Source organism: Streptomyces tendae, assembly GCF_014650435.1.
Classification (GTDB): Bacteria; Actinomycetota; Actinomycetes; order Streptomycetales; family Streptomycetaceae; genus Streptomyces; species Streptomyces tendae.
The window spans coordinates 616,436-638,929 of record NZ_BMUY01000002.1 but is presented as its reverse complement, the minus strand read 5'-3'; the positions used below and the strand labels follow the sequence as shown (position 1 = coordinate 638,929).

The 22,494-nt window shown below is 69.1% G+C and carries 25 protein-coding genes and 1 tRNA gene; 15 read left to right on the top strand and 11 right to left on the bottom strand.

What is annotated here, in order from left to right; translation table 11 throughout:
* Window positions 1-138: 138 nt before the first annotated feature.
* Together IE258_RS07875 and IE258_RS07870 are read left to right on the top strand one after the other, a co-directional pair.
* Window positions 139-1,011, top strand: coding sequence for a bifunctional DNA primase/polymerase (locus tag IE258_RS07875; protein ID WP_189740660.1), 873 nt, complete (start codon window positions 139-141; stop codon window positions 1,009-1,011).
* A gap of 184 nt (window positions 1,012-1,195) precedes the next feature.
* On the top strand, window positions 1,196-1,696 hold the full coding sequence (locus IE258_RS07870; RefSeq protein WP_189740657.1) for a hypothetical protein: 501 nt from the start codon (window positions 1,196-1,198) through the stop codon (window positions 1,694-1,696).
* Here IE258_RS07870 and IE258_RS07865 read toward each other — a convergent pair.
* From IE258_RS07865 to IE258_RS07835, 7 genes are all read right to left on the bottom strand, one after another.
* Window positions 1,693-2,733: a DUF4232 domain-containing protein gene (locus IE258_RS07865; protein WP_189740654.1), complete on the bottom strand. Its 1,041-nt coding sequence runs from the start codon at window positions 2,731-2,733 to the stop codon at window positions 1,693-1,695. The two genes, IE258_RS07870 and IE258_RS07865, sit on opposite strands and share 4 nt — an antisense overlap.
* Window positions 2,734-3,145: 412 nt before the next feature.
* Window positions 3,146-3,790, bottom strand: a complete 645-nt coding sequence (locus tag IE258_RS41120) for a hypothetical protein (RefSeq protein WP_229891977.1) — start codon at window positions 3,788-3,790, stop codon at window positions 3,146-3,148.
* Between the two features lie 27 nt (window positions 3,791-3,817).
* Complete coding sequence (locus IE258_RS07855; RefSeq protein WP_189740651.1) at window positions 3,818-4,480, bottom strand: hypothetical protein; 663 nt, start codon at window positions 4,478-4,480, stop codon at window positions 3,818-3,820.
* An 18-nt stretch (window positions 4,481-4,498) separates the two neighbouring features.
* Window positions 4,499-5,146, bottom strand: a complete 648-nt coding sequence (locus IE258_RS41115; protein WP_229891976.1) for a hypothetical protein — start codon at window positions 5,144-5,146, stop codon at window positions 4,499-4,501.
* Between the two features lie 133 nt (window positions 5,147-5,279).
* On the bottom strand, window positions 5,280-6,215 hold the full coding sequence (locus IE258_RS07845; protein ID WP_189740646.1) for an SUMF1/EgtB/PvdO family nonheme iron enzyme: 936 nt from the start codon (window positions 6,213-6,215) through the stop codon (window positions 5,280-5,282).
* Window positions 6,216-6,264: 49 nt separating this feature from the next.
* Window positions 6,265-7,050: an aminotransferase class IV family protein gene (locus IE258_RS07840; RefSeq protein ID WP_189740633.1), complete on the bottom strand. Its 786-nt coding sequence runs from the start codon at window positions 7,048-7,050 to the stop codon at window positions 6,265-6,267.
* A 153-nt stretch (window positions 7,051-7,203) separates the two neighbouring features.
* Complete coding sequence (locus IE258_RS07835; RefSeq protein WP_189740629.1) at window positions 7,204-7,587, bottom strand: GntR family transcriptional regulator; 384 nt, start codon at window positions 7,585-7,587, stop codon at window positions 7,204-7,206.
* A 494-nt stretch (window positions 7,588-8,081) separates the two neighbouring features.
* Here IE258_RS07835 and IE258_RS07830 point away from each other — a divergent pair, with 494 nt between their 5' ends.
* The 13 genes from IE258_RS07830 to IE258_RS07770 all read left to right on the top strand — a co-directional run bounded on the left by IE258_RS07830 (window position 8,082) and on the right by IE258_RS07770 (window position 20,301).
* On the top strand, window positions 8,082-8,339 hold the full coding sequence (locus IE258_RS07830) for a DUF6284 family protein (protein WP_189740626.1): 258 nt from the start codon (window positions 8,082-8,084) through the stop codon (window positions 8,337-8,339).
* Window positions 8,336-8,869 carry a hypothetical protein gene (locus IE258_RS07825; RefSeq protein ID WP_189740622.1) on the top strand — a complete coding sequence of 178 codons (534 nt, stop codon included), beginning with the start codon at window positions 8,336-8,338 and terminating at the stop codon, window positions 8,867-8,869. Before IE258_RS07830 ends, IE258_RS07825 begins: the two co-directional genes overlap by 4 nt.
* On the top strand, window positions 8,866-9,873 hold the full coding sequence (locus IE258_RS07820; RefSeq protein WP_189740618.1) for a DUF2637 domain-containing protein: 1,008 nt from the start codon (window positions 8,866-8,868) through the stop codon (window positions 9,871-9,873). The genes IE258_RS07825 and IE258_RS07820 overlap by 4 nt, the downstream gene beginning before the upstream one ends.
* Window positions 9,873-10,211, top strand: coding sequence for an RRQRL motif-containing zinc-binding protein (locus IE258_RS07815; RefSeq protein ID WP_189740616.1), 339 nt, complete (start codon window positions 9,873-9,875; stop codon window positions 10,209-10,211). The genes IE258_RS07820 and IE258_RS07815 overlap by 1 nt, the downstream gene beginning before the upstream one ends.
* A gap of 27 nt (window positions 10,212-10,238) precedes the next feature.
* Entirely contained in the window at window positions 10,239-10,544 is a 306-nt protein-coding gene (locus tag IE258_RS07810) for a hypothetical protein (protein WP_189740613.1), read from the top strand.
* A gap of 88 nt (window positions 10,545-10,632) precedes the next feature.
* Window positions 10,633-12,240: a hypothetical protein gene (locus tag IE258_RS07805; RefSeq protein ID WP_189740610.1), complete on the top strand. Its 1,608-nt coding sequence runs from the start codon at window positions 10,633-10,635 to the stop codon at window positions 12,238-12,240.
* Between the two features lies 1 nt (window position 12,241).
* The gene (locus IE258_RS07800) at window positions 12,242-14,365 is read left to right on the top strand and encodes a hypothetical protein (protein WP_189740606.1); all 2,124 of its coding nucleotides are present in this window, start codon (window positions 12,242-12,244) and stop codon (window positions 14,363-14,365) included.
* Window positions 14,366-14,757: 392 nt separating this feature from the next.
* Window positions 14,758-15,063 (top strand): hypothetical protein, encoded by a 306-nt coding sequence (locus IE258_RS07795; RefSeq protein WP_189740603.1) that lies wholly within the window; start codon window positions 14,758-14,760, stop codon window positions 15,061-15,063.
* An 88-nt stretch (window positions 15,064-15,151) separates the two neighbouring features.
* On the top strand, window positions 15,152-15,886 hold the full coding sequence (locus IE258_RS07790; protein ID WP_189740600.1) for a DNA cytosine methyltransferase: 735 nt from the start codon (window positions 15,152-15,154) through the stop codon (window positions 15,884-15,886).
* A complete protein-coding gene (locus IE258_RS07785) occupies window positions 15,883-16,710 on the top strand; it encodes a bifunctional DNA primase/polymerase (RefSeq protein WP_189740597.1) in 828 nt (275 codons plus the stop codon). The genes IE258_RS07790 and IE258_RS07785 overlap by 4 nt, the downstream gene beginning before the upstream one ends.
* Window positions 16,711-16,712: 2 nt before the next feature.
* A complete protein-coding gene (locus IE258_RS07780; protein ID WP_189740594.1) occupies window positions 16,713-18,188 on the top strand; it encodes an AICE element replication initiation protein in 1,476 nt (491 codons plus the stop codon).
* A 448-nt stretch (window positions 18,189-18,636) separates the two neighbouring features.
* A complete protein-coding gene (locus IE258_RS07775; protein WP_150217502.1) occupies window positions 18,637-18,825 on the top strand; it encodes a helix-turn-helix transcriptional regulator in 189 nt (62 codons plus the stop codon).
* Between the two features lie 60 nt (window positions 18,826-18,885).
* A complete protein-coding gene (locus tag IE258_RS07770; RefSeq protein WP_189740591.1) occupies window positions 18,886-20,301 on the top strand; it encodes a tyrosine-type recombinase/integrase in 1,416 nt (471 codons plus the stop codon).
* Window positions 20,302-20,438: 137 nt separating this feature from the next.
* Here the strand turns inward: IE258_RS07770 and IE258_RS07765 are convergent.
* From IE258_RS07765 to IE258_RS07750, 4 genes are all read right to left on the bottom strand, one after another.
* Window positions 20,439-20,525 (bottom strand) — tRNA-Ser (locus tag IE258_RS07765).
* A gap of 158 nt (window positions 20,526-20,683) precedes the next feature.
* Window positions 20,684-21,115 carry an RNHCP domain-containing protein gene (locus IE258_RS07760; RefSeq protein WP_189740588.1) on the bottom strand — a complete coding sequence of 144 codons (432 nt, stop codon included), beginning with the start codon at window positions 21,113-21,115 and terminating at the stop codon, window positions 20,684-20,686.
* 26 nt (window positions 21,116-21,141) lie between these two features.
* A complete protein-coding gene (locus tag IE258_RS07755) occupies window positions 21,142-21,510 on the bottom strand; it encodes an RNHCP domain-containing protein (RefSeq protein WP_159324878.1) in 369 nt (122 codons plus the stop codon).
* Between the two features lie 318 nt (window positions 21,511-21,828).
* A complete protein-coding gene (locus tag IE258_RS07750; RefSeq protein WP_189740585.1) occupies window positions 21,829-22,425 on the bottom strand; it encodes a TetR/AcrR family transcriptional regulator in 597 nt (198 codons plus the stop codon).
* Window positions 22,426-22,494: the final 69 nt, after the last annotated feature.

The window sequence follows — 22,494 nt, the reverse complement described above, 5'->3', positions numbered from 1 at the left end:
GGGGACAGCACGGACGACTCCCCCTCAAGCCCCACAAGAGGTGAAGCGTTCCGCCACTTTTTCTCCCCGCGCCCGCCTCCCCGGCGTGTCGCACCCCTCACCCTTCCCTTTCTCGAACATACGTACGAACATAGACCCATGGCCACCACCGACCGGCAGGCCACGACACTGGCCCTCGCACACGCCCTGTCAGCCGCGGAACGCGGGCTGGCCGTCATCCCGCTGGCCCGGACCAAGCTCCCCGCCCTGCGCTCCCCCCACCGCGACGCCCCGACTCCGGAGCCGTTCACCTGCCACGGCGAGTGCGGCCGCTTCGGCCACGGCGTCCACGACGCCTCCACCGACCCGGCCCGCGTCCGCGCGCTGTTCGCCGCCGCGCCCTGGGCCACCGGCTACGGCATCGCCTGCGGGCTGCCGCCGCACCACCTGATCGGCATCGACCTCGACACGAAGCCGGAGACGGACTCCTCGACCGCCCTGCGCGAACTGGCCCTGCGCCACCTGTTCACGATCCCGCCCACGGTCGTCGTCCTGACCCCCAGCGGTGGCCGCCACCTCTGGCTGACCGGCCCGCCCGACCACGTCGTCCCCAACTCGGCCGGTCGCCTCGCCCCCGGGATCGACGTCCGCGGAGCCGGCGGCTACCTGGTCGGCCCCGGCTCCCGCACCCGGCACGGCGCCTACACGACCGCCCCCGGTACGGCCCACCTCAACCCCGCGCCCTGCCCGCCCGCCCTCCTGCGCCTGTTGCTGCCACCCACCGTGCGGCGCGCCGGGAGCGGGACGACGGGCGGCGACGGCCGCGGCCTGGTCCAGTTCGTCCTCGCCGCGCACCGGGGCCAGCGCAACACCCGCCTCTTCTGGGCGGCCTGCCGCGCCTACGAGAACGGCATCGGCGCGGCCCTGCTCGCCCCCTTGCTGGAGGCCGCGCGGGCCACCGGCCTCACCGAACGCGAGGCCCGCGCGACGATCGCATCGGCGGCCCGCATGACGCCCCGACGCCCCACATGACCGGCCAACGCCCCTGACGCAAGCCGATCGCCTCTGCCTCTGCCCCTCCCCCCACCTCACCCCCACTCGACAGCACTCACCTCTGCCACGCTCCTTCTCTCCCTCCCCCCTTCCCCTCCCCTCCCCTCCCCTCTCCCGGCCACCTGGGTGCCTGCCCCACCCGGCACGAAACCGAAAGACGCCGATGCACGACCGCCCCAGAGTGCCGACACTGTCGCTGACCCGGATCGTCCTGACCTGCGGCCGCAACGTCGACCTGACCGAACTGCGCCTCACCCCGACCTACGACGCGATGTCGGAGAGCTACCCCTGCCGCCCCGTCAACGACCTGCGCATCCGGGCCCTCCTGCACACCGCCGCCCGGATGTCCCCCACCGTGCCGGTCCACCTGATCCCGCCGCCGCGCGAGTACCCGGACCAGTACGCGGGCGCTTTCGGTGCCGTCGAAACCCTCCCACGCGTGGCCTGCGTCGGCCGCTTCTCCTCGATGCCGCTGACCCCGGCCAACGACCCGGTCGCCTACCGCTCCGGCCTGACCGTCATCTGGTTCCAGCCGACGACCCGGATCCCGGACCCGTACGACACGGACCCCGCCCTGCGCGACCTCGACTGGACGACCCTGGCCCTGGACTACGAACTCCGGGACCCGTCGGCCGAACCCCAGAACCCGCCGACCGGACGCTAGGCCCCCGGCCGCCCGGCCCCCGACCCGCTCTCGTCCTTCCGCCACGCCCGGACCCCCAACTCTCCGGTGGTACCGAGATCGAGGTGCGGCGCGACCATCACGGGGTCGGAACCGGCCTCGGCCCGGACCCTGACGTACGGCACGGTCACCGCCTCGCCGAACTCGGTGGTGTTGCGCCACGCCAGCCCCGACACGGCGGCCTCCCCGGGCCGGAGCGTCACGGGCCGGGGCGCCTCGCCGTCCCCGCCCGCCATCGGGATGCCCTCGGTGCCGCGCAGGATCTCGACCCCGTCCACGGGCTGATGCTCCGCGTCGAGCAACTGCAGTACGGGATAGCCCTCGAGGGAGTACGTCCGGTCCCCGCAGTTCTCCAGGTGGAGCCCCACGACGCGCAGCCCCATCGCCGCGTCGCCCTGATCGGCGGTCAGCCGCAGCCCGGACGCCGGGCAGGTACCGGCGGGCACCGGAGCCTCGTCGGAGGGCACCCGCGCCACGTCGAGGATCCGCACCCGCCCGGCGTCGAGTGCCCCGTCGGCCGGATACCCACCGTGGTCCAGAGTCCGCCGCACGGTCTTCCCCGCCCCCACGGACGCGACCGTCTCTTCGACGGAGGACATCGCCCTGCCCTGCTCGTCCATCAGGGAGAAGGTGATGGTGTACGTGAACGGCTCGGACCCCGGGTTGGTCACGTCGTACTGCACCACACACGGCCCGGCCGATGTCCCGACCCCCGGCAGACTGTCCGCGGTGACCGACACCCCGGGCCGCTGACTCACCCGCCCACTGGGCGACGCGCTCTCCCGGGCCCCGGCCCGCTCCACCATCCCGACGACCCGAACCCCGTCCCGCTCGGCACCGGCTCCGGCGGCGCCGCCGGAGCCCCCGTCACCGGCGGCGCCGCCCGCACAGGGCCCCTGTGTCTCCCCGCCGCCTCCTGTCCCCGAGGCGGCGGTCTGAGTACCGCAGCCACCCAACAGAAGACCGGCCACAAGAGCACTGGACACCGCCAACGACAAACGGAACGGGGGAATTCGCATCGCCCCACCCCACCAGCCCAGCCCCACCCCAACCGTGACGGAAGCCACACCTCCGGTCACAGCCCTGTCACAACCGGAACGACGACGGCCCCCGACCGTCAATCCTGGTCAGGGGCCGTCAATCACCGCGGTGGGTGTGGGATTTGAACCCACGGTGGCTTGCGCCACGACGGTTTTCAAGAGCGTCGAGCCTGCCGCGCTAACGCACAGGTCAGCACCCATTTCGCCTGTCGCGAGGGGGCAACCGGCCCACACATGGCCCATGGACCTGGGTTTTGCCCCCAGCGAGGGACACCTGCTCGGGTCACGCCATGTAGCGGCACACGGTATGGCCATGCGGGTGCCCCTACGTCGATGACCAGAGGACTTGGGTGCACCTGCGATCGTTCGACCCCTCGCCTATTGGCCTCGCCTACGCCGGGAACTTTTTCATGAACGCTTCGACGCCATCGATGAAGCGCCGCACTTGGGCGTGGTCGTAGTCGTCGTAATCCCCGTGTGCTGCACTGTTCCGGAGGGCCATCCAGGTGGTCACCTCTTTCTGTTGCAACCCGTCGTACACGTCGGCCTTCTTGAGGTCGGCGTTCATGGTGTCCGCCTTCTTCGGCCTACCCGCCACCGCGGTCGGGACGCTGTTCTTGGCGCACAGAGCACGCACGTGAACTTCCAGCGCTGTCCCAGTGATGACGGCCGCCGCATCCTTATAGCCCTTGGTAAGCAGCCCGTCGGCCATCTCAAGGAAGTCGCTGTATGTGTCAGCGTGCACCAGCTCGACGACCGTCTCTGTCCAGCCTGCCTTTAGGTCGTCCCTCAGAGAGAGCATGACTTGCAGATTGTGAATCAAGCGACGTTCATCAGAAAGCTTGCTACCTCTTTTGAGTTGTTCACGGTAAACCGACCCCGCTACTGACAAGCGTGAGACCGCAGCCTCTAGCCGGTTGGCCAACAATCCTGTTTCCATACTTGCGGCGAACTGAGATGCTGTCTTGCCGTCCACAAACCGATAAGTCTTAGTGAGAAGCTCGTTGAGCTGCTTAATCATGTCTTCTACCGCCATTGCCGCCCCCGCCCTCCCTTCTTGAGTCTACGCCGGGTACTTGAGCATGAAACCGCGAACGCCATCGATCAGCACTCGGACCTCGCTAAGGTTGTACTTCTCATAGTTTCCGTGTGCAGCCTGGTTTCGCAGATCCATCCAAGCCGTTACCTGCTTTTCCTGTAGTGTCGCGTATACATCGGCCTTCTTAAGGTCGGCGTTCATTGTGGTCGCCTTTTTGGGAGAGCCGTTCGAATCTTCGATGCCGACACCGTGCTTCACACATAGCGACCGCACGTGAACCTCAAGGGCAGTTCCCGCAATCACTGCTGCCGCGTCCTTATGCCCCGATGACAGCAAGTTTCCTGCCATTTCGAGGTAGTCGCCGTGCATGTCGGCGTGAACCTGCTCCGTGAAAGATTCAGTCCAGCCTGCTTTTAGGTCATCCCTCAGAGCTTCAGCTACACCTACGAACTCTGCAAGCTTGAAGGAAGTCTCGCGCTCATCCTCGTAGAACTCTAGTTGCTTCCGCTGGATGCTATTGGGCGCGGTAACGCGATTTATTGCCGACCCTACCCGATGCAGGAGGACTCGACTTTCAGAGGGCAAGTCGGAGGCGTCATCCCACTTACTCTTTTTCACAAGCTCCGCATACGCCTCGATCAACTCGTCGAGCTGTTCGACCGATTTACCTATGTCCACCACTATCACTCCACTGCACTTCTCGTGTCAGGCCGGATACTTCAAAAAGAAGTCACGCACCCCCACGATAAACATACGCACCTGCTGCTCGTCGTAACTGGCGTAGTCGCCGTGCGCCGCCTTATTGCGTAGATCCATCCACGCCGTGATTTGTTTCTTTCGTGCCTCGTTATATACACCCGCCTTCTTGAGTTCAGTGTTCATGGCGTCGGCCTTCTTCGGTGCCCCGCTAGGCAGCTCAGTATCGACACCGTGCTTGGTACAGAGCGTTCGAACATGCACTTCAAGCGAGGTACCGGTGATGACCGCCGCTGGATCTTTGTAGCCAGCCGCCAGTAGTGTTTCTGCCATCTCTAGGTAATCGCTGTGCGTGTCAGCGTGAACCAGCTCCATTACTGAAGTGGTCCATCCAGCCTTTAGATCGTCTCTGAGACCGAGGGCGATGCTATAGATCTCGCGGATCTTATATTTGACACGCTTCTCGGTGCGGTAAAGGTCGAGCTGCTGTACGTAACTACTACCGGGCACCGCAAGCCTGTCAATGGCCGACTCAAGTCGACTCGCCAGAAGCTTTGCTCGGTCTGACGCCAACGCCGTGTCCCCGCGTGTAGCGAGCAGTTCCTGGTAATCGGAAATCAGTACGTCGAGCTGCTCCACCATCTTGTCGATTTCCATCAACGCGGGCTCCTCCTCATGAAGTTGATCTCAGTAGAACGGATCAGGGTACGCCCCACCCACGCCAGCGGCCACTGAGTTGCGGGAAGTTGACGTGCAACGGCGCCCTCAAGGAGTCGCCCCTCTACCGTGATCACTTACGGCGGCGCATTTGCTGAGGTGCCGCCACGCACCGGAACCCCGTGTCGTCATCGTGCATTGTGTCGTCGGCATCGTTAGGGACCGCCGGCACGCCTCTGAACAACGGACTTGTGAAGGCACTGCCACGGAGTTCGTACCGGCCTGGCATGGTCGGCGTCGCGAGCCACTCCCACACGTTGCCCACCATGTCGTACACCCCGTAGGGTGAAACACCGCTGTGGTACCGAGAGACCGAAGTCGTAGCCTCCACACCGGTCTCGCGGACGTTGCACTTCGCTGCCGTCTTCTGATCGCCCCACGGGAACGTACGGCCCGAGGTGCCGCGTGCCGCTTTCTCCCACTGTTCAGCCGTTGGCAGCGACTTCCCTGCCCATGTCGCGTACGCGTTCGCGTCGCGCCACGTCACATGCACAACGGGGTGGTCGTACAGTTCTCGGGGACATCGGCCGTTGTCCCAGTGCTCAGGGACCGGGTGCCGGGTGGCCGCGCAGAACCTCGCGTAGTCGGCGTTGGTGGTCGGGAAGGTATCGATGTGGAAGTCATCCACCCATACCGGATCATCTTCCTCTCCTGACAGGAAGATTCCTTCCGGAATATGCGCCATAAGCTTCCCGTCTCCGGGATGCTTGACGTACTCGCCACTGCTCGTCTGATTCTCGCTTGGCTCGATAATGGCCTGGGTGGGAATATCATCCGCCGCGAGAATGCCCACAAAACGGCCCTGAGCATCCTGGTCGGCCTTGGCGAGCAAGGTGTCAAGAGCCGCTTGGTTCACCATGCGTAAGGTGGCTCGTTCGCCGTCTGCTTCCCACCGGGAGACGATGCGATCGGACACCCCGAGCTTTTCGGCGAACTCCATGAGGCTCATGCGTACGGCTTCACGCAGCGCCCTAACTTCACGTCCGGTCCATTTCGTAACGAGTGGCATGGGCTACCTCTGTCGTGGATCGCGCCCCTGGCAGGGCGGCGAGCACGCGTTACAGGCGGTCGCCGGGAATTCCGGCGTACCCCTCACGCAGTGCGGCGAGCACGGGGTGGTCCTGGGAGAACTGCACGTCATCAATAGCGCTCAACGAGCGCACACCAATCGTGGTGTTCGTGGCAAAAGCCGCCGCCATGTTCGGAACGTCGGCAAGCTGCACCGGGGCCGTGACCTGCTTGGGAGCATCAAGGCTCTGGAGCAGGAGCATCGTCGTGCCGGGTAGAACGGGAGCGTCCGGCCAAATGACCGTGCCGTCCTGGTCGACGAATCCGAGATTCCAGGTGCCGCCCTCTGAGACGCGGCCGTCCGGTTCGACGAACACCGCGTCATCGAATCCGGCAAGTTGAGCCTCCCGGCGAATCCGGAGTTGCGAGTGGAGTCCGATGTGCTTCACGGCCGCGCTGTCGCGGGTGAAGGTGAAGGACTTGGCCGCGAGCGGAGGCGGCGGCATAGCGCCCGCCGGCCGCAAGTTCACCAGGACGTGGGGGTCCTTGGCGTCGCTCGGACGGCCCATGTCGATCGCAGGGTCATAGATCGTGACTCGGAGCCCTGCGACGCCCTCAACGCCCTCAACCGCCTTGCGGATGTAGTTCAGGGTTTGCTCGCGGTCCAGTTCGACACCAAAGACGAGTCGGCAGTCTCGCACCAAGCGGTCCATGTGGAGCGACAGACCGCGGATCGTGCCATCCTCCATGCGCATGGACGTGAAGTGCCCGTAGTTCGTGAGGGCGAGAGCTTCGAGTTCGTCCAGGGTGACGGGGTTGCCGTTGAGTTCAGCCATGCGGCCAGTCTCGCAGCCCCCGGCGCCGCGCCAACACCCCGTCGCACGGCCAAAGTTCGGATTAGTTCGGTGCGGGGGCAGCGGGAGTACGTACTCCCGGAGCGTTTGTCGGGACACGCTTAAGGCATGACGACGAACGCACCGCGAGAGACGCTAGGCGCCGGGCTCCTCCTCGGGGGTGCCCACGACGGCCTCAAGCTGCTTGACACGCTCGACAAGGCCGGAAAGCTCGGTCGAGACACGCGCGACCTCGGCTTGCAGCTCGGTCAGGCGCCGGGCAGCCTCGCGGGGCGCCTGCTCGCCAGGGGCAGGGTCACGAACGTAAGTGCCGCTGCCCGTGCGGCCTTCCACCAGCCCCTCTTCCTGGAGCTGCGTGTAGGCGTTCTGCACGGTCATCAGGGCTACGCCGAGCTTCTTGGCGTAGGCCCGAGCACCGGGAAGCCGGTCACCGGGACCGAACGTCCCGGCGGCGATTTCGTCTCTGATCCTCGCTGCGATCTCGCGGGCGTTGAGCTTCCTCTTCGGCTGTGAGTCCACTCCGAAAGCGTACTTGACCTAGGTCGTTTCCATTCAGGTCGAGAGACCACTTGACGACCAAAAGCGACCTAGGTAGCTTTCTTTCCAACGGCAAGCGACCTAGGTCGCTTGGTTCGGACAGCTTGACCTTCGTAAGCAGCGCCCGGACGCACGGCCCGGATCAAGCGCTGTGGACAACTCAACAGAGTGCCGACCCAGCCGCATGAACACGTGCGGTCGATGGGTGCGGGTCACCATCCCGGCGGCCATGTCGGGCCGGGTGACCTGCCCGGATCTGCTCTTTGGGGCGGGTCTGGCGCCTGCGGCTCTTGCCGCATTTCGAACCTCAACCACTCCGCCGCATCCTTCGCGGCGGCCGGTTGCCTCCGCTGCTCGTCTCGTACGAGCAGTGCTGAGGGGAGCCGGATCTACCGACTTCAACGGCGCGCGGCCCCGGGTGGCTAGACCCGGGGCCGCTGTTCGGGCCGTTCCACCTGCTAGGGAGACCACGACCCATGGACCACATCGTCACTGTTCAGGAAGCTGTTACCGCGTTCGCCGACTGGTTGGAGCCGACGGACGCGGAGCTGGACGCGATCGAGCTGGAGATGCCCGCGATCCTCGCGGATGTCGACCTGGTCGACGCGGAGATTGCCGCGCTGGAGACCCGGCCGGCCGAGCTGGACGCCCGCCGTACGCGCCGGGCCCGCCGCAAGGCCCTGGCCACGCGCGTCGTGCTGGCCAACCGCGCCGGCTGCGGGGAGGCGGCGTGATCCGCATCGTCACCGCCGGCCGGTGGACCCGGCTGGAGCAGGAAGCCGACCACGCTCGCAACCGTGCACGAGACGTACGGGCGCAGGCGGACGCTGCGTGGGGAAGCCACGTGCGGGAGCTGTACGCCGTCACCGACCGCGCGGAGCGGGCAGAGGCCACCAACAGCGAGGTGGGTGTCCTGCTGTCCGGCGCGCTGGCGGAGCTGTCCGAAACCCAGCAGGAGCTGCTGCGCAAGGACATCGAGATTCGCCGGCTACGTGAGGTGCTGGACTCCGGGGTGTTGGTGGGGCGGTCGCTGACGGTGCTGATGCACTACGGCGAGCCGCACACCGTCTACGCCACCCGCGAGCACGCACTGGCGGACACGGCCACGCACGGCGTGCCCGCCGGCACCGCGTGGGTGCCCTGCGGTGAACGCCCTGCGTCCGCGTCCACGTGGTGCGTCGCAGCGTTCATCTACGACGCCGACTGCAAGGGCTACCGCCGCGCGTTCATGCCCTCTCCAGAGCCGGTGGGGGGTGCAGCGTGAACAGTGTTCAGACCCGTTCAGCAGAGCGCGCCCTGTCCGGCGGCACCTGGCTGATCGTGTGCGGGGCGATGCTCTACTCCATCCTCACCGTGACCCCGCTCATGGCGGCACACACGGCCGAGCAATGGGACTGGACGGCACCGATCCTGCCCCTCGTGGTGGACGCCGCTGTCGTGATCGTGGTCAAGCTCGACGACGTGCTGGCCCGCCTGGGCGGGCACGGCGGACGCTGGCCCGTGGTGCTGCGCTGGATGACCGGGCTGATGACACTCGCCCTCAACACCGCCGACTCCGCACTGAAGAAAGACCTGGTCGGCGTAGCCGTCCACTCCGTCGCGCCACTGCTGCTCATCGTCACCGCAGAGACTTCCCTGGCCTACAGGCGGGCCATCGCCCGCGCGGTGGCCGCGCTGGAAGCCGAGCAGCAGGCCGAGCGGGAGCGGCGCGAGCAGGCGGCCCGCGAGCGCGCCGCACAGGCCCGCGCGGAAGCCCGCGAGGAGCGCGAGCACAACGCCCAGTTGGCCCGTGAACAACGTGAACACGAAGCCGCGCTCGCCCGCGAGCAGACCGAGCGGGAAGAGCGACAGCGCCGCGAGGAGCGGGAAGCCCGGGAGCGTGCAGAGGCCGCCGAGCGGGCCGAGCGTGAACGCCGTGAACGCGAGCGTGAACAGCGTGAACAGGAGCGTGAACGGGCCGAGCGGGAAGCCACCGCACGCCTGGCCCGCGAGCGCGCCGAACGCGAGGCGCGTGAACGCCGTGAACACCAGGAGCGCGAGGAGCGGGCCGAGCGTGAACGCGCCGCCCTGCTGGCCCGCGGCCCGGCCAACGGCAAGCTCCCCGAGGACGACGCCCGCCAGATCGTGGCCGCCGCATTCAGCGCCGGGCTGTCCGTGCGCTCCGCCGCAGAGCTGTGCGGCTGGTCGGTCGGGTGGGTGTCCACCCGCTACGCCGAACACCGCGACCCGAGCGCAGACGGCGCCTCGCTGGCCATCGCGAGCCAGTGATGAGCACCGTCCCCGTCTACCGGTGGCGCCTCGCCCCGGACGGTCTGGCCACGAAGCGCCAACTGCGCGCGCTCGGACTGCGGCCCGGCGGGCAGGACGTGGCCGCGCAGGTCGAACGCCCGCGCCGCCGTCGTGAACCGCTGGTCGCCTACCTCTACCGCGTCGAGCAGGCCAAGCCCGTCCGGCCGATGACGCCCGCGAAATGGGCGGCCCTGGCCAAGGCCAATGCCGCCCGCCGCGTCTGCCCCGAGTGCCGGCGGGATGCCGGATACGTGATCCCGCCGACGCTCGGCATGTGCACCCCGTGTGCCTTCCCCGAGGAACAGCGCGCCGCCTGAACGCCTCGCCTGACCATGGGAGTTCGAGTGAACGACACACGTCACCGCGCCCTGATGACGGGCGCCGTAGCCGTCAGTACGGCCCTGGCCGTTCTGATCGGCGTGCGACTGTCCGGCTACGGCGTGCCCGTCACGCTGCTGCTGGCCTGCTGCCTGTCCTGCGTGGCCACCTTCTCCAGCCTGCTGTTCCGCCTGGTCAGTGCCTGGTCGACGACCACGCACCGCTGCACGCGGCCCGGCTGCGACTTCCGCGTCAGCCTCACCCGCTCCGATGCCGCCGAGAACAGGCGCTGGCAGGAGATCGCCGCGCGTCACCCGCACCGCAGCCACTGAGCTGCGCCTTTCCCCTGATTCGGCAGGCCCGGCCAGCAACCTCCTACAGCCCTGGCCGGGCCCTACTCCCCAAAGGAGTGCTCTCAGCATGACGGAAGTCAGCACCGAGCCGGTAGCCATCCCGGCCCCCGCACCGCCCGCGCCGCCCGCACCCGCGCCGACCGAGCAGGCCCCGGCCGAGACGGGGTCCGAGCACACGCCCGGCGGTTGGCCGGTCGTCCCGCTCGCCCTGGCCGGGGCGAACAGCACCGTGGGCATGGTCGCCACCGCCGCCCTGGCCGGCGGCCCGATCGCCGCCGCTGTAGCTGCGACCGGCGCCGTCGTCCTCGGCACCGTGGCCAGCACCCGCAGCCGCAAGACCAACCCCCGCAGGGAAGCCCGCCGCACCGCCGCCCGAGCAGCCGGCCGATCTGCTGCCCGCAGCGCGGCCCTGCGTCACGGTGGGGCGGGAGCTCCCGGCAGCAGCAACCGGGGCCGATCCTCCACTGGTGCCGGCCGTTCCGGTGGCAAGTCGGGCAAGGGGCCCGGCCAGCACCGCCGCGGAGCGGGCACGACCGCCCGCAACGGCAGCGCCGGGGCGAGCAGCGCCAGCAAGCCCCGCAGCACGGCAAGCAAGGGCACGGCCAAGCGGGCGGCTGGCGCCGTCGGCAAGGCTGCGGGCAAGGTGGGGCAGGTCAAGGCCCTGCGCCGGTCCGCGCAACAGGCCGCACCCGGCTCCCGAGCCGGACAACGAGCGCAGACGACCGCGGCCCGCCGCGCGGTCGCAGACGCCCGCCGCAACGCCAAAGCCCGCACCGCCAACGGCGGCACCGGGCTCACCCACCGCGCCGGACGGCACGGCGGACTGACCGGCCGGATGCTCGGCAGCGCCGCCCGTAAGGCCCGCGCCGCGCGGGATGCCGCGGTCACCAAGAACCGTGCCCAGCGCGACGCCAAAGCCGCCGGCACGGTCGCAGCCAAGCGGGCTGCGGTGCGTAAGGCGCCTGCCCGGCGGGCGGCGCGGCAGGCGTTGCGCCGGTCCGCGGCCCGGTTCCACGGCCGGCGCCTGCTCGCCGCCCTGCTCGCCCTCCCGCTCGGCCTGCTCGGGCTGGTCACCAGCCCGATCGGCCGCAAGCTCGGACTGCCCTGGCTCATCCACCCCGGACGCCGCCTCTACCGCCGTCTGGCCGGTGTCGCTGCCGAGCAGCGGGCCGGACGGGATGAGGCGATCCGCCACGAGCAGGCCGAGCAGGAAGCCGCCGCCGACGCGGAAGCCACCAAGGACGGCGCCGACGGCATCACCGACAGCGTCGAGCGTCCCCCGTCCACCGTTCCCACCAGCACGAACACCGAGTCGAGTGAGGGAGAGCACGTGTCCGGTTTCCGGTTCGAAGAGGCCGCCGCCGAGATGGAGCAGGCCGCCAACTCCTACGACCCCGAGAACGCCATGGAGATCCTGGCCATGGTCGAGGGACTGCCCGCCGCCCTCACCAGCGTGGCAAACGTGATGAAGATCCTCGCCGAGCGCTCCGACTCCGAGTTCCCGCTGGAGAAGGAAGTCGCGGACGGCTTCAACGACATCTTCGGCGCCGTCATGAGCGCGGTCGCGGTCGCGGAGGACATGGGCCCGCTGTTCCGCCAGGCCCACGAGCAGGACATCGCCCGGCACGAGGACCCCCGCAACGGCACCGAGGCAGAGAAGGGCTGGAACGTCTGAGATGAGCAGCACCGCCACCGCCACCAAGAAGCAGCAGGCGAGCAGTGGCCCGGTGCTGGACTGGGCGGCCGGTCACGGACCCGTGACCGGCGCCCTGTCCGCCACCACCGGAGCCTTCGCCGTCGCCACCACCGGCGCCGCCACCTCCATGCCACCCGGCTGGGCCCTGGCCGTGGGTGCGGCCGGCGCCCTCGGCCACACCGTCGTCGGCCTGCGCGTCCGCAACGCCGGCCGCACCCTCGCCACCCGCGCCGCCTCCTGGCTGGTCGGCGCCGGATGGACCACCTGGGCCATGACCCACGGCCCCCTCACCTGGGCCGCCCTCGGCTCCCTCGCCACCATGGGCGTCGGCATCGGCGCCGCCGCCCGATCCTCCGCCCTCTTCGAAGAGGCCCGCGAGGAGGAAGCCCTCGCCGCCAAGATGCGGCAGGTCGCCGCGGACCTGTCCGCGGACCGGCGGGCGATCGCCGCGGAATGGGTCGACCGCATCCAGCGGGTGTGCTCGATCACCGTGCGCGTGGTCGGCGTCGAGCAGTGGGAGACCGGCGCCGGATACTCCATCGACGCCGAACTCCCCGCCGGCGGCGCCACCTGGAACAAGATCGCCGCCGAGTCCGCACGGCTGTCCGCGGACGCGCGCCTGCCGCACGGTTGCACCGCCACCGCGTCCCCCGGCATCCACCAGGGCCGCGTCATCATCGACGTGACCACGGTCAACGTGCTGGAGCAGGAGCGCACCTACCCGTCCGACTACGGGCCGCTGTCCGTCCACACCGGCATCCCCTGGGGCTACCGCACCAACGCGGAACAGATCCTCGCCTACCTGCGCGAGCAGTGCGCATTGATCGTCGGTCCGACCGGATCGGGCAAGACCAACATGGTCCACTCGATCCTCGCCGGGTTCGCCCGCGCCGACGACATCCTGACCTGGGTCATCGACCTCAACGCCGGATCCGCGGGCCTGCCGTGGGTGCTGCCCGCCCTCAACGGTGAGATCAAGGCGGAGGACGGCAAGGCGGTGCGGCCGGGTATCGACTGGCTGGCCGGGACGTACGACGAGGCCATGACCATGCTGGATGTGGCGGTGCGCGTGGCCAAGCAGCGCAAGATGGGCTACCAGGACGTTCTCTCCCGCGCGAACACGGACCTGCTGCCGATCAGCGCGAAGATTCCGCAGATCATGCTGGTCATCGACGAGGGCGCGGAGATCCTGGCCAGCCCGGACCGCCACGTGCGCAAGCTCGGCGACAAGATCCTGGAAGTGATCCGGATCGCCCGCGCCATGGGCATCCGCACCGTCCTCACCGCCCTCGGAGCAACCGGGAGCGTGCTGAGCAACCTCATGATCCGCCGGGAAGCCAAGGTCCGCGTCGCCCTCACCGGCGGCGAGAAGGAAGGCATGGACCTCTCCAAGATGTTCCCCGGCTCCCGCGGACTGCGCGTCGAGCAGGCCCCCCACAAGGGCGCCGGATTCATGGGCACCCCCGAGTCCCCGGCAGCACTGTTCAAGGCATGGCGGATCCTGCCCAACCAGATCCGGGAGATCATCGCCGCCACCTCCGAGCGGCACCCCACCCTGGACACGGTGTCCGCCAAGGCCGCCGGGCCCGCCTACGCCCGCCGCTGGGACAGCGAGCGCACCGCGTGGATGCGCGACCAGGCCACCACCGACGTCGCCGGCACCACCAGCACGGGCGACACGGGCCTGAAGCTGTCCGCGCTCAACCGCCCGGAGCAGGCACCCGTGTCACCGGAAGACGAGATGCTGCGCAAGTTCCGGGAGCAGATCGACGCCCAGTTCGGCACCGCCCCCGAACCGCAGACCCCCGCGGAGGGCGACGGGCCGCCGGCTGCGGGCGGGTTGAACCTGTCGGCACTGCGAGGCGAGCAGGACAGCCCCGCACAGCAGGCGGCACTGGCGCTGCTGCTCGCCGCAGGCCGGGACGGCACCGGAGCCTCCGCGATCGCCCGCGCGCTCTCCGCAGAGCACGGCACGTCCCGTCAGACGGTCGTCGGCTGGCTGCGGGACTGGGTCAAGGACGGCACCGCCGTCCGCGTCGGAGAAGGCACCAAGGCCCGCTACGTCCACCGCCGGCACGCCCCCGAACAGCCCCCCGAGAGCTGAGCGGAGAAGGGGGTGGGGGCCACGGGCTTGTATGTACGTCCCGAGCTGGATGCCGGGGACCTTTTACACCCACCCCCCATTGCCGCGAGTCCCTCACGATCTCCGTCCGGCCAAGCGACACAGTAGGCCGAGCCACTGACAAGCCCCCGCAGCGTGAGCGCTTGTCGCCTGTCGCCCACCGCGTACGGGAAGGCGCCTGGGCGGCTCTGTGAGGGCCGGATACGGCTTGTGACCTGCGAGGCGACAAGCGACAAGACAAGACAAGCGACAAGCCGCACGACAAGCACGCGACAAGGAAGACGACAAGCCACGCGACAAGCACACCCACCTATCCGAGCGGGCCCGCACCAGCATCTGGTGCGGGCCCGCGGCTCACCCGAGGGAGCCCCGAAATGGACCACCGCACCCCGCCGGGGAACATCGCCCCGCACATACCCGCCGCCGACTGGCAGCGCGCACAGGCCACCGGCCGACCCGTCGTCATCGTCGTCAACGACACCCACCCGACCGGCATCCCCTGGCGCCGGGCCCTGGTCCCGTTCGCGATCGCCGGGGCGGTCGTGGCCGGCGGCTGGGGACTGGTCGCCTGCCTGTGCCTCCTGCTCGACGCCGCGGCCCACACCGCCACCGTCATCGCCGGCGCCGCCGGACCCATCGGCATCGGCGGCATCACCCTCAAGGTCTTTTCGAAGAAGTAGCTACGCCAAGGGCGGCCCCCCACTCTCGCCAAAGAAGCGGGGCCGCCCTTGCCAGCCAGTCACCATCAAGGAACTGGAGACATCCAGAATGACCCAACCCACCGACATTCCGCGAGCGCTCGCCCTGCGGGAACCCCTCTGGGTGTTGGACGGATGCTGCTGCATCGGCGGCGCCACCGAAGGACTGCGCCGTGCGTTCGGCCCGAACGTCCACATCACCGGTGTCGACATCGAACCCCAACCCGACTATCAGGGCGACGCGTTCCACCAGGGCGACGTGGTCGACTTCATCCGCGACTGTGGCCGTGAGTTCGACTTCATCCACGTCTCGCCGCCCTGCCAGGGAGAGGGCGCTCCCACGAAGGGCACCAACCGGACCCGCAACGAGGCGATCGGCCGCACCTACCCCCGACTCATCCGGCCCGTACGGGCCGCGCTGGAAGCGACGGGCCGGCCGTACGTGATGGAGAACGTGGCCGGCTCCGAGGTCCGCAAGGACATCCGCCTGTGCGGCGAACAGTTCGGCCTCGGAGTGCTGATGCACCGCTACTTCGAACTCGGCAACTGGACCACAGCGCAACCGGCCCACCCGCGCCACCGCGGACGGGTGCGCGGCTGGCGCCACGGCGAATACCACGAGGGGCCCTACGTCGCCGCGTACGGCAAGGGCGGCGGCAAGGCCACCGTGGAGGAGATCCGGGCCGCGAAGGGCATCGACTGGTCCACCGATCACCTCCGCCTGAGGGAAGCTCTCCTCCCTGCCTACATGGAGTGGATCGGCCGCGCCTTCCTCGCTTCCCGGACGCTGGAGGTGGCGGCGTGAGCACCCACCTGCGCACCGCCCTCCAGCTCGCGGCCGAGGGACTGCCCGTGCTGCCGCTGCGCAAGGGCAAGGTGCCCTTCGCCAACTGCCCCGCGTGCCTGTACACCTCGTGTGGCGGCCGGCCGCACATGAAGACCCCCGGCCCCTGCATCTGCCCCGCCCCCTGCCACGGCTGGGCCGCCGCCACCACCGACACCAGCGTCATCATCTCGCCCACGTGGGCGAGCGCATGGCAAGGCGCCGCAGCCGTGGCCTACCACCCCGGCGGCGCAGGTCTGACGGTCGTGGACTGCGACAACGCCGACGCCATCGCGTGGGCCCGCCAGACCCTGCCCGCCACCCGGACCGTACCCACGACCCGCGGCGAGCACTGGCTCTACCTCGGGACGATGCCGTCGGCCAACGGCGTGCGGCCCGGCGTGGACATCAAGTCCACGATGGCCTACGCCCGCTGGCTCGGGCCCGGCACCGGCACCCTGGTCGCACTGCCCAACGTCGTGCGCGCGCTCACCGCAGCCAAGCCCGCGACCCCCGTGCCCGTCAGGGTCCCCGCGCCGGCAGGGGGCGGGGAATGCCGCCACCGCAGCCCCGCCTACCTGGAGCGCGGGATCGCCATGGCCGTACAGCGCATCAGCGAGACGTCCAGCGGCGTGCACACGGCCGTGTACCGGACGTTCCTGGCCGTGCTCTCCACGCACGGCCGGTGCGGCTGCCTCACCGAGGACCACATCGCCCGCCTGTTCACCGCCGCTCAGGCCAAGGGCGAAACCGCACGGCACTGCACGGACGCGTGGACCAACGCACGCACCACGTTGGGGCTCTGAGCATGGAAGACGACGACAAGAACCCGGCCCGGAAGGTCATCGCGGACTACGCCCAGGAGCGCTTCCGCTACTTCCGCACCGCCGACGGCACCGTCTACGCACAGCGCAAGGGCCACCCCGTGGCCCGCCCGATCCGCTCCCAGGGCACCACCGGAAGCCACCGCCAAGAACTCATGGTCGGCCTGTTCAAGGACGGACTCGGCACGTTCAACGGCACCGCGATGAAGGAGGCACTCGACTTGATCGAAGCACTCGCCCTCACCGAGCAGGTCCAGCCCGTCCACATCCGCGTCGCCCCCGGCCTGGACGGGGCCACCTGGCTGGACCTGGGCCGCAACGACGGACAGTCCGTCCGCATCCACCCCACCGGCTGGGACATCCGCACCCCCGACCCGAGCGAGGTGTGCTGGCGGCGCACCCAGCTCACCGGCGAACTCCCGCTGCCTGCCAAGGACACCAACGGCAAGGGCATCGACCTGCTGTTCAGGCTCTGCAACTTCGCCAACGCGGAGACCGAGTGCCTGGCCATGGCCTGGCTGATCGGCTGCCTGGAACCCTCCGTGCCCGTCCCCGCCCCCTTCCTCACCGGCCCCCAGGGCGCGGGGAAGTCCACCGGCGGACGGATGCTGATCCGGCTCATCGAGGGCATGACCGGCGACCTGCGTCGCGCCCCGAAGGACGAGGACAACCTGATCGCGGCCGTGGCCGCGGGATGGGTCACAGCGCTGGACAACCTCTCCCACATGACCCCGGACCTGTCCGACGCCATGTGCTGCATCGTCACCGGAGCCGAGAGCGTCAAGCGCGCCCTGTTCACCGACGGAGACGTCTTCCGCGCCCGCTACCGCCGCCCCCTGCTCCTGACCGGCATCGACGTCGGCGTCATCCGCCCCGACCTCGCCGAACGCCTCCTGCCGCTCCGCCTCGAACGCCCGAAGGTGCGGCGCACCGAAGCGGAGCTGTGGGCGGAGTACGCGGAAGCCCTGCCCGTCATGCTCGGCTCCCTGCTGGACCTGACCGTCACGGTCCGCGCCGCCACCGCTGAGACGCCGACCGACCTGCGGATGGCGGACTTCGCCCACCTGTGCGCGCAGCTCGACGAGGCCATGGGCCTCGGGGCGCTGGCGGCCTACCGGGCCGGACTGGACGACCTCAACGACGACGTCATCGAGGGCGACCTGCTCGCGCAGACCGTGCTCCAGTACGCCGCCGGCATGGAACCCGGGGCACAGGAGCGGATGACGTCCGCGGAGTGGCTGCACCTCCTCACCCGGCTCTACAGCGGCGAGGACTGCCGCCCGCTGCCCAAGGGGTGGCCGACCACCGGCAAGGTGCTCTCCGACCGGCTCAAGCGCCTACAGCCCACCCTCGCCGCCCGCGGCCTGGTCGTGGACTGGGGACGCACCCGCGAGGCCCGCTACATCGAACTCACCGAACCCGCGCCGGCACCCGGCCCGCAGCAGGGGGCCGCGTTCTGAACGCGAGGTCACCGCACAACGGCAAGAAGAGCACCCGGGGCGACGCGGCACTGGGTGCTCCTCTTGCCGTTCGGTGCGTAGCACCGCCCGAAGGACGTGCCGCGCAGCGGCTCCTTCTTCGCGCTCTGAGCCGCGCACAACAACAGACACCACCCCCTCTCTTTCCTAAGTAGGGGAACGCTGCGTCACCTGCGTCACAAGCGACGGAAAACGGCCCCTGACCAGCTAGAAGGAGCGTGACGCAGAGCCGGTCCGTCTGCGTCATCGTGCGTCACCTGCGTCACGCCACCGTGACGCAGGTGACGCGGCAGTGACGCACCCCCATCGTGCTGTGTCACGCATTCCCCCAGGTCAGGGCCCTGAATGACGCAGGTGACGCTGTGACGCAGAAATCCGAACCTCGGACAGGTGCCAGCCCGCCATGCCCAGAGCCTCGAAGGAGTCGACCGTGGCACGCCCTCAGATGCTCAAGCTCCCCGAAGTCCTCGCAGAGATCAAGATGAGCCGCGCCGCCTTCTACCGCATGCGCGCCCGCGGCCAAGCCCCCCGCCTCCGCAAACTCCCCAACGGCCAAGTCCGCGTCAGCCGCGCCGACCTTGATGCCTGGTGGGAGCGCTGCGAGCAGCACGCCGCATAGATCGAACCGCTTCACCGGGGCCCGCGCTGAGCGCGGGCCCCTCGTCACGTCTGGAGAGACATGCTCACGTACGACGTCGATATCTGGTCCATCCGCAAGCGCGCCGGCCGTCCCAAGCCGTGGGAACTCCGCTGGAGGGTTGGCGAGCGTCCCCACTCCCGCAGTTTCAAGCTGAAGCCGCAGGCAGATGGGCGCCGGGCCGAGTTGATGGCGGCCTTGCGGGATCAGCAGCAGTTCGACGAGGAAACGGGCCTGCCCGCACGTGAGTTGATGGCTCTGACCTCTCCGTCCTGGTATGAGCACGTGACGGAGTACGTACTCATGAAGTGGCCCCGCGCTGCAGCCAAGCACCGGGCAAGCATCGCGGAGTCCCTCGCAGTCGTGACGCCCGCGCTTGTCACGACCAAGCGGGGGGCACCCCGCCCCTCAGTGCTGCGTGACGCGCTCTACCAGTGGGCATTTCGCGCAGTTCGAGGGCCGGAGGGCACTTGGGTCCCGCGCCACGTAGCCGAGGAACCACCGGCGGAGATCCTTACTGCACTGGAATGGGTCGCCGCCCGCTCCATCAAGGTCAAGGACTTGGAGGACCCCGCCCTCCTCCGTCCCGCCCTTGAAGCCCTCTCCTTCCGTCTGGACGGTGGGAAAGCCGCGGAAAACACTGCCCGTCGTAAGCGCATGGTGCTGAGCAACGTTCTTCGCTACACAGTCGAGGAGAAGGGCCTACTCGCCTCCAACCCTCTCCCGCGAGTGGATTGGACCCCGCCCGAGAGTGACGACGAAATCGACTTCCGGTACGTACCGGACCCACGGTTGGCGCGAGCCCTGCTCGGGGCAGTCCGCGACTCTGGCCCCCGCGGCCAGCACCTCCACGCATTCTTCGGATGCCTCTACTACGCCGCCATGCGTCCTGGTGAAATCGTCGCGCTCACCGAATCCGACTGCACCTTGCCGCCTAACTCGCCCGACGCCGTGCAGGAGTGGGGCGAACTCCTGCTCGGAGAGAGCCGTCCGGAAGTCGGCGGCGGCTGGACGGATGAGGGCACGTCGTACGAGAAGCGGGGGCTGAAGCGACGTAAGCGGGGAGCGACGCGGACCGTGCCCATTCCGCCCGTTCTCGTGCACCTCCTTCGTCAGCACATCGAGCGCTACGGCACGGCCGACGACGGCCGGCTGTTCCGGGCCTCGCGGGGAGGGCGCGTCCCGTCCACCGAGTACTGCGACATCTGGGAGAGAGCGCGAAAGGTGGTCCTCACGCCCCGTGAGGTGAAGTCGGACCTCGCCGCCGTGCCGTACTCCCTTCGGCACGCGGGAGTCTCCCTCTGGATCAAATCGGGGGTGGACCCCGCGGAAGTCGCCTCGCGCGCCGGCCACAGCATCGCCGTGCTCTACCGCTTCTACGCAAAGATCCTTAAGGGCGGTCAGCAGCACTCCAACGACCTAATCTCCCGCGCGCTCGACGAAGGGGAAGGGTCCTGACCCTGGCCCACAGATGGCCCATACGTACTGGTTAACGCTGGGATATGGGCGAGAAAGGGTGAGACAGGGTCCATGCAGAAGGGGTGCCGCTCCGGAGAGTGGCACCCCTTCTGACCTGCTAGGTCTCTGACCTGCTGCGGTGGGTGTGGGATTTGAACCCACGGTGACATCGCTGCCACGACGGTTTTCAAGACCGTTCCCTTAGGCCGCTCGGGCAACCCACCTGTGCGCCGTCCACCAGGGGCGGAGCGGGTACAGCGTACCGGGCCGGGGCGCCGGGCGGGGTCTGTGGTCACCACCTGGTGCGCAGCCCCGGGACAACGGCCCGGGGCTGCGCCGGCTCTGCTGTTCCGGGATCTTCAGTGCCGGGGTTCCCTTTCTGTCACAGGGTGATCAGGGCGCGGCCGGCGTGTTTGGGGTCGGCCAGGGGTCTCAGCGCCAGGCGGACCAGGGCGAGGGGATTGTCGTCGCCGGCTATGCGGTTGGCGCTCAGCTCACCGCAGGAGGCGCACTGGTGGATGATCATCCACTCGCCGTCGGTGCGGACGGACAAGCCCAGCGCCTCCATGCGCCCACGGCAGTCCGCGTCGCGGTCCCCCGGTGTCTTCCGGTCGACGTGCAGGCTGGTCAGACAGTTCGGGCAGTGGTTGCGGTGCGCGGTGCCCGGGGCGTCCGGGGAGACGTCGAGGCGGCAGGACGTGCACCGGAAGTCGTTGGCGCGGTGGCCGCCCTGGGTGTGCAGGACGTCCTTGTGCCGCTGCGGACGCCGGCGCTGTTGCTGCTGCCCGCGGCTGCTGTGGTTGTTGCGTGGCATGGTGCCGCTCCTTTCCTGTCGGGCGGTCAGAGGGTTCCGAACGCTTCGAGCGGGAAAGGGGGTTGGGCCAGCGGGCGGACCGCCATGCGCATCAGGATGAGCTGGTTGTCGTCGGTGCGGACCGGGTTCGAGGTCAGTTCGTCGCAGCGCACGCAGCGGTGGATCACCATCCAGTCACCGGTGCGGAGCACGGCGATGGCGATCGGGGACATCCGGCCCTCGCAGTCGCTCGGGCCGCCCTCGACGTGGTCGAGAACGTGCCGGGAATGCAGGCAGGAGGGGCAGTGGTTGCGCGGCGCGCCGTCGGCGGCGTACGCGGACACGGTCAGCCCGCACCAGGCGCAGGCGAAGGTGCCGAGGTTGAGAGTGTTGTTGTTGGTGGTGTGGCTGGACACCCGGGTGCTCCTTGCTGGGAAGTGATCGAGACAGCAAGAGCAGGCCGAGTGGCCTCGTCAGAAGGCAGCCCGATGGCGCCGCAGGTCGGCGCACGGGCAGGTCAGAGCACCGGAGGAGACGTCCGGCAGCCGCCAGTGGAAGCGGGCGGCGAAAGGCGGCGGACGGTCACGCGGTGTGGCGAGGCGCACTCGGCGCGGGCCGGGTCATCAAAACACCCTCTTCTGGGGCGCAGGGGCCCATAACGAATCAGAACGATCAGCTGAAGTTAACAGGGCACCTTCCGGCGGCGTCAACGCATTATTCCGCCCGTGCGGGGCTCAGGTGTGGGTGTGGTGTGAGGGGCGGGCCGCGGCCCAGGCGGCCTCGATCATCGGGAAGATCTCGTCGAGGGCGGCCTCGGGATCGGGGGACTCGCGGGACAGGGAGTAGGCGTCGATCACGAACCTCGCGAGGGTGCGGGCGACGGTTTCGCTCCGGGTCAGGGCGGGGTCGGCGGCGATGGCCGCGGCCAGGGCCTCCGCGTGGCGCAGGCGGACCGTCTCGTCGTACTTCCGCAGGGCGGGAGACGCGTCGATCATGCGCCAGATCGGGGCGGCGCTGTCCGCGGTGCAGTGCCGGACCAGGGCCAGGACCTCGCGGCGCAGCGCGGGGATGAGCGGCTCGTTCGGGGCGCGGTCGGTGACCGCGCGCGTGAGGCGGTGCTCGAAGTCCTCGTCCTGCTCGAAGACCAGGGCCTCCTTCGACGCGAAGTGGGAGAAGAGCGTGGTGACGGCCACGTCGGCCTCGGCGGCCACGTCACGGATGCCCACCGCGTCGTATCCGCGTTCCAGAAAGAGCCGCAGCGCGGTGTCGGCGATCTTCTGGCGGGTCGCGGCCTTCTTGCGCTCACGGCGGCCCGACTGCTGCACGGTCATGAGCCGCAGGCTAGCAGGTACGAAACCATAACCGTTATGAAACGCTATCCGTTAGTGCTACGTTCGGCG

Bases quoted from the DNA above. Each gene is read 5' to 3' on its own strand.
- IE258_RS41115 (WP_229891976.1), bottom strand. From the start codon at position 5,146: ATGGAAATCGACAAGATGGTGGAGCAGCTCGACGTACTGATTTCCGAT.
- IE258_RS07790 (WP_189740600.1), top strand. From the start codon at position 15,152: ATGACCCAACCCACCGACATTCCGCGAGCGCTCGCCCTGCGGGAACCC.
- IE258_RS07780 (WP_189740594.1), top strand. From the start codon at position 16,713: ATGGAAGACGACGACAAGAACCCGGCCCGGAAGGTCATCGCGGACTAC.
- IE258_RS07795 (WP_189740603.1), top strand. From the start codon at position 14,758: ATGGACCACCGCACCCCGCCGGGGAACATCGCCCCGCACATACCCGCC.
- IE258_RS07840 (WP_189740633.1), bottom strand. From the start codon at position 7,050: ATGGCTGAACTCAACGGCAACCCCGTCACCCTGGACGAACTCGAAGCT.
- IE258_RS07830 (WP_189740626.1), top strand. From the start codon at position 8,082: ATGGACCACATCGTCACTGTTCAGGAAGCTGTTACCGCGTTCGCCGAC.
- IE258_RS07845 (WP_189740646.1), bottom strand. From the start codon at position 6,215: ATGCCACTCGTTACGAAATGGACCGGACGTGAAGTTAGGGCGCTGCGT.
- IE258_RS07760 (WP_189740588.1), bottom strand. From the start codon at position 21,115: ATGCCACGCAACAACCACAGCAGCCGCGGGCAGCAGCAACAGCGCCGG.
- IE258_RS07875 (WP_189740660.1), top strand. From the start codon at position 139: ATGGCCACCACCGACCGGCAGGCCACGACACTGGCCCTCGCACACGCC.
- IE258_RS07805 (WP_189740610.1), top strand. From the start codon at position 10,633: ATGACGGAAGTCAGCACCGAGCCGGTAGCCATCCCGGCCCCCGCACCG.
- IE258_RS07750 (WP_189740585.1), bottom strand. From the start codon at position 22,425: ATGACCGTGCAGCAGTCGGGCCGCCGTGAGCGCAAGAAGGCCGCGACC.
- IE258_RS07800 (WP_189740606.1), top strand. From the start codon at position 12,242: ATGAGCAGCACCGCCACCGCCACCAAGAAGCAGCAGGCGAGCAGTGGC.
- IE258_RS07770 (WP_189740591.1), top strand. From the start codon at position 18,886: ATGCTCACGTACGACGTCGATATCTGGTCCATCCGCAAGCGCGCCGGC.
- IE258_RS07870 (WP_189740657.1), top strand. From the start codon at position 1,196: ATGCACGACCGCCCCAGAGTGCCGACACTGTCGCTGACCCGGATCGTC.
- IE258_RS07865 (WP_189740654.1), bottom strand. From the start codon at position 2,733: ATGCGAATTCCCCCGTTCCGTTTGTCGTTGGCGGTGTCCAGTGCTCTT.
- IE258_RS07815 (WP_189740616.1), top strand. From the start codon at position 9,873: ATGAGCACCGTCCCCGTCTACCGGTGGCGCCTCGCCCCGGACGGTCTG.
- IE258_RS41120 (WP_229891977.1), bottom strand. From the start codon at position 3,790: ATGGCGGTAGAAGACATGATTAAGCAGCTCAACGAGCTTCTCACTAAG.